The organism is Streptomyces sp. B21-105, assembly GCF_036898465.1.
Lineage (GTDB): Bacteria > Actinomycetota > Actinomycetes > Streptomycetales > Streptomycetaceae > Streptomyces.
On sequence record NZ_JARUMJ010000001.1, the window covers coordinates 7,288,411 to 7,301,914 of the forward strand.

At 69.3% G+C, this 13,504-nt stretch carries 9 protein-coding genes and 2 pseudogenes; 9 read left to right on the forward strand and 2 right to left on the reverse strand.

Going from position 1 to position 13,504, the window contains the following annotated elements; genetic code table 11:
- The first annotated feature begins 27 nt into the window (after positions 1-27).
- Both QA802_RS32720 and QA802_RS32725 read left to right on the forward strand, forming a co-directional pair.
- Entirely contained in the window at positions 28-720 is a 693-nt protein-coding gene (locus QA802_RS32720; protein ID WP_334530328.1) for a hypothetical protein, read from the forward strand.
- Entirely contained in the window at positions 717-2,762 is a 2,046-nt protein-coding gene (locus tag QA802_RS32725) for a beta-galactosidase (RefSeq protein ID WP_334530330.1), read from the forward strand. The genes QA802_RS32720 and QA802_RS32725 overlap by 4 nt, the downstream gene beginning before the upstream one ends.
- Here QA802_RS32725 and QA802_RS32730 read toward each other — a convergent pair.
- Together QA802_RS32730 and QA802_RS32735 are read right to left on the reverse strand one after the other, a co-directional pair.
- A complete protein-coding gene (locus tag QA802_RS32730) occupies positions 2,756-4,837 on the reverse strand; it encodes an alpha-glucuronidase (RefSeq protein WP_334530331.1) in 2,082 nt (693 codons plus the stop codon). The two genes, QA802_RS32725 and QA802_RS32730, sit on opposite strands and share 7 nt — an antisense overlap.
- Before the next feature lie 96 nt (positions 4,838-4,933).
- Positions 4,934-5,476 carry a hypothetical protein gene (locus QA802_RS32735; protein ID WP_334530332.1) on the reverse strand — a complete coding sequence of 181 codons (543 nt, stop codon included), beginning with the start codon at positions 5,474-5,476 and terminating at the stop codon, positions 4,934-4,936.
- Positions 5,477-5,851: 375 nt separating this feature from the next.
- On the opposite strand from QA802_RS32735, the pseudogene QA802_RS32740 reads away from it, so the two are divergent.
- The 7 genes and pseudogenes from QA802_RS32740 to QA802_RS32770 form a co-directional block, all read left to right on the forward strand.
- Positions 5,852-6,301 (forward strand): annotated as a pseudogene (locus QA802_RS32740) (transposase); the annotation flags it as partial.
- A 288-nt stretch (positions 6,302-6,589) separates the two neighbouring features.
- A complete protein-coding gene (locus QA802_RS41730; RefSeq protein WP_443042208.1) occupies positions 6,590-6,895 on the forward strand; it encodes a transposase in 306 nt (101 codons plus the stop codon).
- Positions 6,873-8,007: pseudogene (locus tag QA802_RS32750) on the forward strand (carbohydrate ABC transporter permease). Before QA802_RS41730 ends, QA802_RS32750 begins: the two are co-directional and overlap by 23 nt.
- A 434-nt stretch (positions 8,008-8,441) precedes the next feature.
- Positions 8,442-9,641: an ROK family transcriptional regulator gene (locus QA802_RS32755; RefSeq protein ID WP_307046704.1), complete on the forward strand. Its 1,200-nt coding sequence runs from the start codon at positions 8,442-8,444 to the stop codon at positions 9,639-9,641.
- A gap of 122 nt (positions 9,642-9,763) precedes the next feature.
- Positions 9,764-10,864, forward strand: a complete 1,101-nt coding sequence (locus QA802_RS32760; protein ID WP_416070921.1) for a sugar ABC transporter substrate-binding protein — start codon at positions 9,764-9,766, stop codon at positions 10,862-10,864.
- Positions 10,865-11,214: 350 nt separating this feature from the next.
- Positions 11,215-12,006, forward strand: a complete 792-nt coding sequence (locus QA802_RS32765; protein WP_334530334.1) for an ATP-binding cassette domain-containing protein — start codon at positions 11,215-11,217, stop codon at positions 12,004-12,006.
- Entirely contained in the window at positions 12,003-13,376 is a 1,374-nt protein-coding gene (locus QA802_RS32770; protein ID WP_334530337.1) for a sugar ABC transporter permease, read from the forward strand. Before QA802_RS32765 ends, QA802_RS32770 begins: the two co-directional genes overlap by 4 nt.
- Positions 13,377-13,504 lie beyond the last annotated feature (128 nt).

The window sequence follows — 13,504 nt, forward strand, 5'->3', positions numbered from 1 at the left end:
ACAACACCCGAGAGCATCACGACAGCCATGAGCCCCGTGCATACGGTGAGCACCGCGAGCTTCGGCACCGGTCCCCTCTCCCGCGCGGCCGCCCTGCTGCACACCCTCCTCGTTGTCGAGGCCTGGTTCCTCGCGGCAGCCGCCCCCGGGTTCGTCGGTCTGCTGCTCCTCGGGCCCGACCCGGCGAACCTGCCTCTCGCCGCGATCTGCCTGCTGCCCCTCGGCCCGGCCGTCTCGGCAGCGCTCTATGCCCTGCACCACCGAAGCAGCGACCTCACCGACCTCCACCCGGCCCGCGCCTACCTGCGGGGTTGGCGCCTCAACGCGCTGCCCGCGCTGCGGCTCGAGGCACCCCTGCTCGCCTGGCTCACGGTGATCGTCTTCACGCTCACGCATTTCACCGCCACCGGACTGCCCGGTTGGTGGGCGGTACTGCTCGGGGCCGTCGGCGTGGCCTCGCTCCTGTGGTGGGCCCACGCGCTCGTTCTCACCTCGTTGTTCACGTTCCGGGCCCGTGACACCGCCCGCCTCGCCGCGTACTTCCTGCTGCGGCGGGGGAGCGTCACAGCGGCCGCGGCCTCCCTGCTCGTCCTGTCGGGCGGCCTGACCGTGCTCTTCACGGAGGCCCTGCCCGCGCTGCTGGCCGCCCCGCTGCTGCTCTCCCTGCTGCGGTCCAGCCGCCCGGTGATCGTCGAGACCCAGGAGGACTTCACCGTATGACCGCCCCCCGCGCCGGCGACGACGGCCGACTCCCGCGTACCGCCAGGATCCCGTACGGCGGAGACTACAACCCCGAGCAGTGGCCGAAGGAGATCCACGACGAGGACCACCGCCTGTTCACACTGGCCGGCATCGACACCCTCACCGTCGGGGTGTTCAGCTGGTCGCTGACACAAACCGCCGAAAACGATTACGACTTCACGATCCTGGACCGTGCCCTCGACCGCGCGGCCGCCGAGGGCCGCCAGGTCTGCCTGGCCACCGGGACGGCCGCTCTCCCGCCCTGGCTTGCGAAGAAGTACCCGGAGGTGAACCGAACCGACTTCGAAGGCCGCCGGCACCGCTACGGCCAGCGGCACAACTTCTGCCCCAGCTCGACCACGTACCGAAGGCTGTCCTCGGCGCTGGCCGGCCGCCTCGCCCAACGGTATGCCGCACACCCGGCCCTGCTCGCCTGGCACATCAACAACGAGTACGGAGGCGCTTGCTACTGCGAGCGCTGCGCCGAGGCGTTCCGTGCCTGGCTGCGCGCCCGGCACGGCACACTCGACGGCCTCAACGACGCCTGGTGGACCGCGTTCTGGTCCCATCGATACACCGACTGGGACGAGATCGAGCCCCCGAGCGCGCTCACCGAGCACTGGCGCGGCCCCGACCACACCGCCTTCCAGGGCATCACCCTCGACTACCAGCGCTTCATGACCGACGCCCTGCTCGGCTGCTTCAGCGCGGAGAAGGAGGCCATCCGCGCCCACGACCCCGACACGCCTGTCACCACCAACCTCATGGGCGCCTACCGCGCTCTCGACTACCACCTCTGGGCGCCCCACCTGGACTTCGCCTCCTGGGACAACTATCCGCCGCTGGACGCGCCGCCGACCCGTCCGGCACTGGGCCACGACCTGATGCGCGGTCTCAAGGACGGCGCTCCCTTCTGGCTGATGGAACAGACCCCGTCGACCACGGCCTGCCGCGACGTCAACCCCCTGCGTCGCCCCGGCGAACTCCGCCTCGCCACCTGGCAGGCCATCGCCCACGGCGCGGACGCCGTCCTCTACTTCCAGATGCGCGCCGCACGTGGCGCGTGCGAGAAGTACCACGGCGCGGTCATCGGCCACGCGGGCCACGACGACACCCGGGTGTTTCGTGAAGTGGCCTCGCTCGGAGCGGAGTTAAGGGCACTCGGTCCCGTCACGCTCGGCGCCCGGACCCCCGCCCGCACCGCCCTTCTTTTCGACTGGGACAGCTGGTGGGCCCTGGAGATCTCCGACGGCCCCTCCCGACTGGTGCGCTACACAGACGTCGTACACGCTTACTACCAGGCGGCTCGCGAAGCCGGCGCCGACGTGGACGTCATACCTGTGACCGCCGACCTCACGCCCTACGACGTCGTCCTCGCTCCGGTGCTGCACCTCGTCGAGGCGGACCTGGCACCCCGCCTGGAGGAGGTGGCCCGGCGCGGCGGCACCGTGCTCGCCACCTTTCTCACCGCCCGCGGCGATGTACACGACCGGGCCTTCTTCACCGACGTCCCCGGCCCGCTGGCCCCGCTCCTGGGCATCCGCGTCGACGAGTGGGACGCACGGCCCGAGGACGTCGAGAACCCGGTGCGGTTCACCGCGTTCACCGCACAGGCCCGCCTGGTTTTCGAGATCGTCCGGTTGCGCGGCGCCGAGGCGGTGGCCCGTTACGAGACCGACTTCTACGCCGGTACCCCCGCCGTGACCCGCAACGGTTTCGGTGCCGGTCACGCCTGGTACGTGGCGACGGCCCTCGACCAGCCCGGCGTCGACCACGTCGTCCGGAGCGTTCTCGCCCGCCACGATCTGATCGGCCCCTACGCCGGCCATCGCAGCGTGGAGACCGCCCACCGGGTCACCCCGGACGGCGCTCGCCTCGTCTTCCTGCTCAATCACGGCGCCGAGCCGATCCGACTGACCGCTCACGCCGCGGCCACCGACCTCCTCACCGGCAAGCGGCACGATCAGGGCGCGGAGATCGTGCTGGACTCACGGGGCGTCGCCGTACTGCGGCTTCAGTAGATCGCGCGGCCCCGCTCGTCGGGGACCCCGGACTTCCGCAGGAAGTAGCTGTTCACCTGGTCGCGCCACTCCCGTGCGCAGCGCACCTGCTCCTCGTACCGCTCCGCCACCCGCGCATGGCGCGCCGGTTCGACCAGGCCCGCGAGGCCCGCCCACACCCGGCGGGCCTCCTCGGCCTCCTCCACGCCCTCGAAATGCGTGTCGTAGATGTGTTGCACAACCGTCTTCCCGCTGTTCAGCACATGCCCGTACGGCACATGGTGGAAGAACAGCAACAACTCGTCCGGGCAGGAGTCGCGCGACTCGTACAGTGCGGCCCACGGCTCGGCGTACTGCGCCGCGTACCCGGTGCCGGTGGCGGCGCTCCGGTCGACGCCGATCCCGTCCCGGTCCGCGAAGTGGTACGTCCCCCACGGGCTGTACTCGTAGCCGTCGATGCCCGGCCCGTAGTGGTGCCCCGGCTGCACCATGAAGCCCACACCCAGCGGCGCGGTGTACTTCTCGTACGTCCGCCACGAGTGTTGCAGCACCGTGCGCAGCCCGTTCGCCAGGCGCTCGGCGGCGGACGGGAAGGTCAGCGCGATCCACTCGTCCAGGATCCGACGGGGGTCGGCGTCCGGCTGCCAGGCCAGCCGGCCGAAGGTGTAGAGGTTCGCCTGCGCCAGCGGATGACCGGTCCAGAACAGATCGTCCCCCACATTGGACACGGCCACCATGCCACCCCGCGCCGACTCGCCCACAGCCGCGCCGCGTTCGCCCTCAGGACGGAACCGCAGCACCTCGCTCCACATCGGCCCGAGCCAGCACACGTGCTGCTGCTGTCCGGTGTACTCCTGGGTGGCCTGAACCTCGACGGCGACCCGCGTGCGGGGCAGCGCTCCGAGCACGGGCGAGACCGGCTCACGCACCTGGAAGTCCATCGGCCCGTGCTTCACCTGGAGCACGGCGTTGTCCGCGAACTCCCCGTCCAGCGGGGCGAAATGGTCGTACGCGGCACACGCCCGGTCCGAGGAACGGTCCCGCCAGTCCTGCCGGTGGTCGTAGACGAAGGCCCGCCAGTGGACGGTGCCGCCGTGCGGCGCGAGCGCCGCGGCCAGCATGTTCGCGCCGTCCGCGTGAGAGCGGCCGTAGGTGAAGGGGCCCGGCTGCCCCTCGGAGTCGGCCTTCACCACGAACCCGCCGAAGTCCGGGACGGCCGCGTACACCCCCCGCGCCGCCCCCGCCCACCACGCGCGCACCGCCGTGTCCAGCGGATCGGCGCAGTCCTGCCCACCGAGCAGGACCGGTGAGGCGAAGTTCACCGACAGATGAGTCCGGATGCCGTAGGGGCGCAACACGTCGGCGATGCGCGCGACGTCGCCGACGCGGTCGGTGAGCAGGTGCGCCTCGGCCTCGTGCACGTTGACATTGTTGACCGACACGGCGTTGATCCCGCAGGCGGCGAGCAGCCTGCCGTACCCCCGGACCCGCTCCAGATCCGCCACGGGCCGCCCGTTCCGCCAGAACAGCGAGCCGCCCGCATATCCGCGCTCGACCTGGCCCATGACGGGGTGCACGGCCACGTTGTCCCAGTGGTCCAGCATCCGCAGTTCCGTCGCGGGGCGGTGCGCCTCGGGCGTGCGGTCACCCCGGAAGGCGTCCTCACCGAGCCGCACGACGTGGAACAGCCCGTACAGCAGGCCCCGTTGGCCGGACGCCGTGATCGTGGTCGTGCCGCCGGCCCGCTCGTGGACGAATCCCTCCTCGCCCAGGTCCCGGAGGGGACCGAGGTCCGCGTGCCGGGGCCGGTGGGCGTTCCCGTCGCGGACCACACGCAGCACAAGATCGTATGAGGTCTCGGAGGCCTCCGAGGCGTAGGAGACGCCCGGAACGCCCCGTGGGCCACGTGTGTGACTGTCGCGGACGACCGCTCCGCCGAAACGGGCGCATCCCTGGGCCACTTCCCCGTGGACCGTCTCCACCAGCGGTCCCGAGCCGTCCACCAGCGTGCGACGGCTCCCCAACGGGCGCAGCGCCTCCGGTGGCAACCAAGCGGGGTCGACCCCGGCGGGGAGAACGGGCACGGTGATCGGCATGGTCCCTCCGTCTTGCGCGGACTCGCCCGGGATCGGCCCCGGAATCAGCCCCGAAACGGTTCCGGAAAACTCGTTTAAGGAGCCCTCGCGCGAGTTCTAGGCGATGGCTGCTCCCGTGCCGCGGGCGGCGCCGATGAGGTCCGTGAGGCCGGCGTCGTCGTATACCGAAATGTCGACGTAAGCGCCTTCGGGCAGATCGAAGTCCTCCACTTCGTAGTCCATCACCGCAGAGGTCCCGGGCGGACTGAAGGTGCCCAGCGTGTGCGTAGTGCCGCCGGAGGTGTAGGTGACGCGGACGTAGTACGTGTCGCCGTCGTTGGCGGTGTCGTACACCCACAGCTTCTCGTCGTTCGGATGGAACTCCACCTTGCCGACGAACGCTCCGGATGCGGTCAGCTCCATCTTCACCGCGTAGCCGCCGGCGTCCTTCGCGAAGTACGTGTTGTCGAACGGGTCCGTGAGGTTGCCGCCGCTGCAGGGGCAGGAGTCGGTGTCGTAGTAGTACGCACGAAACGTCGGGTTCGGGCTGTAGGCCTGTGCGGGAACCGCTGTCGCGAACAGGGCCCCCGCTCCCAGTACCGTGCCCGCCAGCAGTCCTGTGCACCGCTTGATGAAGTCCATCGTCGCCTGCCCCTTCATGATGGGCCGCCCGTCGCCCGCGTGGCGCCCGCTCTCCCTGGAGCGCGGGCGGCGCCCGGCGCGATGGACGATCGCTGTCGGTCACCACATCATGACAGCAACTCCACTTCTGACAAACAGACTTGACCCACAACACCTCCCGCTTCCCGGCATTCCCGCAGACCCCGCCCCCATCCCCAAGCCGGTCGGTTCCCGGTCGTCCCCCACACCGTCGGTCGGTTCGGTCCGGTGGCAGGAACCGGGGCAACGCCCACCCTGCGCGTTTCACTTGCCACGGTGTCCGGATCTTGACCAGAAACACGAAAGTGCCCTCTGGCCCGGGAAGGTGAGGCTTGTCGAAGGTCTCAGTCGTCCCAGCAGGAAGGCACTTTCTGCGTGCACACTGCCGCCTCGCGCCCCGAGCTCGTCGTCTCGGCCGACGGCCACGGGGTGGTCAACCACGCCGGGTCCCGCCTGCTGGCCGATCTCGCCGATGCCACCGGCCTGACCGGCGCCTTCACCGATGCACTACGTCGACTGCGGCCGCGCGGCACCGGACATGACCCGGGCCGGGTGGCGGTTGATCTGGCGGTCATGCTCGCCGACGGCGGCGAGGCGATCGCGGATCTGGCCCTGCTGCGCGACCAGGCCGACGTGTTCGGCCCAGTCGCCTCCACCCCGACTGCCTGACGCCTGCTCGCCGGCATCGACCAGGCGGCACTGGCCGCGTTGCGGGCAGCCCGGGCCACGGCCCGGGAGGCCGCCTGGCTCCAGGCTGCCGAGACTCGCACGGGGACACCGGCCTCTCGGGCCGGTGGGCGCAACCTGACCGGCCTGGTCCTGGAGTGCGTGCCTCTCTTTCCCTCGAAAGGCATGCTGAACCTGGACGTCGTGGACGGCCGGATCATGTACATCGAGATACTCGATCGGCCACCCATGCACCGTCAGGGTTCACAGCCGTGACGTTCGCCCGAGCGGAAGACGAAGTGCGGGCTCGGGCTTGGCAACTCGGGTGCTCAGGCCTACTGATGGGGGCTGATCCCGCTCGTCGGCGGGAGGCGTTCGAGGTTGCCATGGGGCCGCATCGCGGGACGATTCGCCCGGGTTGCGCCACGGTGCCGGGCCGGGCGGTCGGTGCTGGGTCTGCTGTCGGACCTGCCGCGCAAGAACTGCTGGACGATCGCGGAGTGGGCCGGGGAAGCGAGTCCGCGCGGCATGCAGCATCTGCTGTGTCGGGCCTCCTGGGATGCCGACGCCGTCCGTGATGACGTCTGCGAGTACGTCGTCGAGTACCTGCACGACCAGGAAGCGGTGCTGGTCGTGGACGAAACCGGCGATGTGAAGAAGGGTCCCAGGTTGCCGTCTACCTCGTCTATGCAGGTGCCCGAGGCCATGCGGCGGTGGACCGGAACGGTACGTGCCCCGTTCCTGGACCTGTGACCAGGACCGGTGCAAGGCGGCGGGGCTCGGCGAGGACATCGTCTTCGCGACCAAGCCGGAGCTGGCCCGCACGATGATCGAACGGTTCTTGGACGCAGGACACCGCGTCGCCTGGGTCGCCGCCGACGAGGTCTACGGGGGCAACCCGAAGCTGCGGTCCGCCCTGGAGAAACGCGGCCTGGGGTATGTCCTCGCGGTGGCCTGCTCGTCCGAAGTCACCACCAGGGCTGCCGTCGTCACCAAGGTCGACGTGCCGTCCGGGAGAGCGCCCGGAAGGGAGAAACCGGAAGGAAAAGTCCTCAACGTCTTTTCTCATGGCGTTCTGGTCATCTGGGCGGTCATGGTGGTGCTGCCGTTGCTCTGGGCGATGATGACCTCCTTCAAAGACGACAGCTCCATCTTCGGTTCGCCCTGGTCGCTGCCGGACAGGCTGCACTTCGACAACTGGTCGCGGGCCTGGACCGAGGCCGACATGGGCGCCTACTTCTTCAATACCGTCCTGGTGGTGGGCGGTTCGCTCGTCGGCACGCTGGCGCTCGGCTCCATGGCGGCCTACGTGCTGGCCCGCTTCGATTTCCCCGGCAACCGTTTCATCTACTTTCTGTTCGTCGGAGGCATGAGCTTCCCCATCATGCTGGCGCTGGTGCCGCTGTTCTACGTCGTGAACAATGTGGGGCTGCTGAACACCATCCACAGCCTGATCCTCGTCTACATCGCGTACTCGCTGCCGTTCATGGTGTTCTTCCTGACGGCCTTCTTCCGCACGCTGCCCTCGTCGGTCGCGGAAGCGGCCTTCGTGGACGGCGCCTCGCACAGCCGTACCTTCCTCCAGATCATGCTGCCGATGGCCAAGCCCGGCCTGATCAGCGTCGGCATCCTCAACTTCCTGGACCAGTGGAACCAGTACATGCTGCCGACGGTTCTGAACGCGGACCCCGACCGGCGCGTCCTCACCCAGGGCCTGGTCCAACTGGCCGTCAGCCAAGGGATACAAGGGTGACTGGTCCGGCCTCTTCGCGGGCCTGGTGATGGCCATGCTGCCGGTGCTGGCCGCCTACATCGTCTTCCAGCGCCAGGTGGTGCAGGGCTTGACGGCGGGCGCCCTGAAGTAGGGGGAGTGTCCGCCGGGGCGGGGCGGGGCGGGGCGGGGCGGGGCGGCGCAACGCCGCGACCCTTGCGTAACCTCCGGGCCCCGGCGCAACCTCCCCCGCACTCCCCGCACCCTCGCGCTTCCCATTTCCCTGCGCACCCCCACACCCCTGCGCACCCCCACACCCCTGCGCACCCCCACACCCCTGCGCACCCTCACACCCCTGTGCACCCCCCCGTGCTCCCCGCACCCCCGCGAACCCCCCTGCGCAACCCCCCGCGCCCACCTCCGTACCGTCCGTTACCGATCGTTTCGCCACACTCCGTGTCTCTCTGCAACCGGGCGGATACTGTTCAACCTCTTGACGGGAGGCAACGCGAACGGCTCAGCTTAGAGTTCACTAGTTGGACATAGACGGGGTTCTCATCGATGCGACCCCGCGCGCAGGAGGTCGTCGTGGAGACTCCGGGGTCGCAGTCGTCGCTGCACCGAGCCAACCTGGAGCGGGTCGTACGCGCAGTGCGTCTGGCCGGATCCCTCACACAGGCGGAGATCGCCCGGGCGACCGGCCTGTCCGCCGCGACCGTCTCCAACATCGTGCGCGAGTTGAAGGACGGCGGCACCGTGGAGGTGACGCCCACCTCGGCCGGTGGACGAAGGGCCCGCAGCGTCAGTCTGAGCGGCGACGCCGGCATCGTCATAGGAGTCGATTTCGGGCACACGCACCTGCGGGTGGCCGTGGGCAACCTGGCCCATCAGGTCCTCGCGGAGGAGTCCGAGCCGCTGGACGTGGACGCCTCGTCGACGCAGGGCTTCGACCGGGCGGAGCAGCTGGTAAGCCGTTTGATCGAGGCCACCGGGGTGGACCGCGCGAAGATCGCGGGAGTCGGCCTTGGCGTGCCCGGGCCGATCGATCTGGAGTCCGGCACGCTCGGCTCGTCCGCCATCCTGCCCGGCTGGATCGGCACCAGGCCCGCACAGGAGATGAGAGGCCGGCTCGGCGTGCCCGTGCACGTGGACAACGACGCCAACCTCGGGGCCCTCGGCGAGATGGTCTGGGGCAGCGGCCGGGGCGTGCGCGACCTCGCCTACATCAAGGTCGCGAGCGGTGTCGGAGCCGGTCTGGTGATCGAGGGGAAGATCTATCGAGGGCCCGGCGGAACCGCTGGAGAAATCGGACATATTACACTTGACGAGTCCGGCCCGGTCTGCCGCTGCGGAAACCGGGGCTGCCTGGAGACCTTCGCGGCCGCGCGCTATGTGCTCCCGCTCCTCCAGTCCAGTCACGGCACGGATCTGACGATGGAAGGCGTGGTGCGGCTGGCCAGGGACGGGGATCCGGGCTGCCGTCGGGTGATCGCCGACGTCGGCCGACACGTCGGCAGTGGAGTGGCCAATCTCTGCAATCTGCTGAACCCGAGCCGGGTGGTCCTGGGCGGTGATCTCGCCGAGGCGGGAGAGCTGGTGCTCGGTCCGATAAGGGAGTCCGTCGGCCGCTATGCGATCCCGAGTGCGGCGCGTCAACTCTCCGTTCTCCCGGGGGCACTTGGGGGCCGTGCCGAGGTGCTCGGAGCGCTCGCTCTCGCCCTGAGCGAGATGGGCGATTCGACCCTTTTGGACGGTACGCTGACTGCAGCGACCCCTGCCTTCACTTAGAGAACGCAAGACGCCGTTGCCATCTCGTTAAGTATTTACTTCTTGACGCCGAACTTGCGGCCGAGTTGACTTCGAGCCACCTCGGCCGCAGCGCTGCGGCCCTGTCAGGGAGGCACACCCCAATGAACGCAACGATGCGTAGAGTCGTGATCGGCGCCACCGCCGTGTCCATGGCGCTGTCGATTGCCGCGTGCGGCAAGGCGGGCGACGACAAGGACAGCGACTCCGGCAGCAGCAGCTCGGGCGACAAGTCCATCGGCCTGCTGCTTCCCGACAGCGTCACCGCGCGGTACGAGAAGTTCGACAAGCCGTACTTCGACGCCAAGGTCAAGGCGCTCTGCTCCGACTGCAAGCTCGAGTACGCGAACGCCGCGGCCGACCCGGCCAAGCAGGCGCAGCAGGTCAGCAGCATGGTCACCAAGGGCGTGAAGGTCATCGTGATCTCCGCCCAGGACTCCGCCGCGATCAAGTCCTCGATCCAGTCCGCGGTCGACAAGGGCGTCAAGGTCGTCGCGTACGACCGTCTCGCCCAGGGCCCGGTCAGCGCGTACGTCTCGTTCGACAACGTCAAGGTCGGCGAGCTCCAGGGCCAGGCCCTGCTCGACGCCCTCGGCGCGAAGGCGACCCCCACCTCCAAGGTCGTCATGATCAACGGTGACGACGCCGACCCGAACGCCGGCCAGTTCAAGCAGGGAGCGCACAAGGTCCTGGACGGCAAGGTCGACATCGCCTACGAGCAGTCCGGCCTGTGGAAGGACACCGTCGCCGCCCAGAAGATGTCCGCGGCCATCACCCAGCTGGGCGCCAAGAACATCGCGGGCGTCTACGCGGCCAACGACGGCATGGCCGGTGGCATCGCCAACACCCTCAAGGGCGCGAAGATCAGCGGCATCCCGCTGACCGGGCAGGACGCGGAGCTCGCGGGCATCCAGCGCATCGTCGCCGGCACCCAGTCCTCCACCGTCTACAAGGCCTTCAAGCCGGAGGCCGAGGCCGCCGCCCAGATCGCGGTCGACCTGCTCAACGGCAAGGACATCAAGGGCGCCGCCTCCGAGACGCTCACCAGCGGCTCCGGCGACAAGGTCCCCTCGCAGCTGCTGACCCCGGTGTCGGTCACCAAGGCCAACATCAAGGACACGGTCGTCAAGGACGGCCTCTACACCGTTGCCGACATCTGCACCGCCGAGTACGCCGCCGCCTGCAAGGCCGCCGGTCTCCAGTAAACGGTCCAGTAACGGCTCCCGGCCCCGAGGGCCGGCTCGAGCCCGCGCCGCACACCGCGCCGCGCCCCGATACCGGCCCTCGGGACCGCCGACCGCCCCGCGGTCCCGTGAAACCTGTCCGACGCCCGCCCCACCTTCACACCCCGCTGCCGGGGCGGGCGTCGGACGGAAAACCGTTGCCGAGCGATGGAACCGTTGCCAAGCGATGGAACCGTTGCCAAGCGCAGCGGATTCACGCATGTTCATCTTGTAAACCTCGTGCGTCGACGCCGCGGCCCCCGCGCCGTCGCCCACATCCCTCCGCGCCTGTCTTTGCGCGCGGCATCCCCGCCGGTCAGGCGGCGAAGGAGATGGTTCACGTGTCCGCTACGCCCGTGCTGGCGTTGCGCGGAGTCTCCAAGCGATTCGGTGCGGTGCAGGCACTCACCGACGTCGAGCTGGAGGTCCACGCCGGAGAAGTGGTCGCCCTGGTGGGCGACAACGGCGCAGGAAAGTCCACCCTGGTCAAGACGATCGCGGGTGTCCACCCCATCGATGAGGGCGTCATCGAGTGGGAAGGCCGGCCGGTCAGCATCGACAAGCCGCACGACGCCCAGGGACTCGGCGTCGCGACGGTCTACCAGGACCTCGCGCTGTGCGACAACCTCGACGTCGTCGGCAACCTGTACCTCGGACGGGAGCTGCTGCGCCGCGGCGTCATCGACGAGGTGTCGATGGAGAAGAACGCCCGCGAGCTGCTCTCCACGCTCTCCATCCGCATCCCGAGCGTCCGTATCCCGATCGCGAGCCTCTCGGGCGGTCAGCGGCAGGTCGTCGCGATCGCCCGTGCGCTGATCGGCGACCCGAAGGTCGTCATCCTCGACGAGCCCACCGCGGCGCTCGGCGTCGAGCAGACGGCGCAGGTCCTCGACCTGGTCGAGCGGCTGCGCGAGCGTGACCTCGGCGTCATCCTCATCAGCCACAACATGGCCGACGTCAAGGCGGTCGCGGACACCGTCGCCGTCCTGCGCCTGGGCAAGAACAACGGCTCCTTCCCCGTGAAGGACACCAGCCACGAAGAGATCATCGCCGCGATCACCGGTGCCACGGACAACGCCGTGACCCGTCGTGCGGGGCGTCGCACCGCGGAGGCGGCCAAGTGAGCGACACGTCGAAGACCGTGAAGAGCGACTCCACACAGCCCGGGAAGGCCGACACGGGCACCAAGCTCGAGAAGACCCAGGGCGTCGTCGAGGACCAGACGACCGTCGCGCCCGCCGACGACCCGACGGCCGCGCCCGTCTCCGTCGTCGACCCGCGGCTGCTGGTCCGCGAGGAAGGCCTCAAGGGCTACCTCACCGAGTTCAAGCGCAAGGTCAAGGGCGGCGAGCTCGGCCAGATCCCGGTCGTTCTCGGCCTGATCGTGATCTGGACGATCTTCCAGCTGAAGAACGACCGCTTCCTGAGCGCCGGCAACCTCTCCGACATCAGCTACTTCATGTCGGCCACGGGCATGCTCGCCATCGGCCTGGTGTTCGTGCTGCTGCTCGGCGAGATCGACCTGTCCGTCGGCTCCGTCAGCGGCCTGGCGTCCACGGTGTTCGCGGTGTTCGTGGTGAACCACAGCATGAACCCCTGGCTCTCGCTGGCCCTGACGATCCTGACCGGCATCGCCATCGGAGCACTGCACGGCTGGTTCTTCGCGAAGATCGGCGTACCGGCGTTCGTCGTCACTCTGGCCGGCTTCCTCGGCTGGAACGGCCTGATGCTGTGGCTGCTGGGCTCCAGCGGCACCATCAACATCCCGTCGGACAGCGGTCCCGTGCACCTGCTGGGCAAGAGCTCCTTCTTCATGGACCAGGCCATCATCGGCGCCTACCTGCTGGCTGGTCTCGCCGTCGTGCTGTCCCTGGTCGGTAATTTCGGTGAGCAGCGTCGCCGCCGGGCCGCGGGCGTACCGCACCGTGCCACCGGCGAGATCCTGCTGCGTGTGGGGGCTCTGGCGGTCGCGTCCTTCGTGACCGCGGCCGTGCTGAACAACGCCGAGGGGGTCTCCAATGCACTGGTGATCTTCCTGGCCACGCTGGTGATCGTGGACTTCGTGCTGCGTCGCACCACTTACGGCCGCAAGGTGTTCGCGGTCGGCGGCGGCATCGAGGCCGCCCGCCGGGCCGGCATCAACGTGCCGATGGTCCGGATCACCGTGTTCGCCATCTCCGGCGGCTTCGCGGCGGTCGGCGGCATGTTCTTCGCCGGCGTGACGGCGTCCGCGACGCTCAACGCCGGTGGTGGCAACACCCTGATGCTCGCCATCGCGGCGGCCGTCATCGGCGGCACCAGCCTCTTCGGCGGCCGCGGCACCGTCTGGTCCGCTCTGCTGGGCATGCTGGTCATCCAGTCCATCCAGACCGGTCTCGACCTGCTGAACATGAACACCTCGATCCAGTACATGATCACCGGTGGTGTGCTGCTGGGCGCCGTCGTCATCGACTCGGTGTCCCGCAAGAGCCAGAAGGCGGCCGGCCGAGGCTAGCCGTGCTCGTCCGCCGTACGGTCTGAGGCCGGCCCTCGTCCGCTGTACTTCCTGGGTCCGGCCCTCGTCCGCTGTACTTCCTGCGTCCGGCCCTCGTCCGCCGTACGACCCCCCTGTGCCCGGCATCC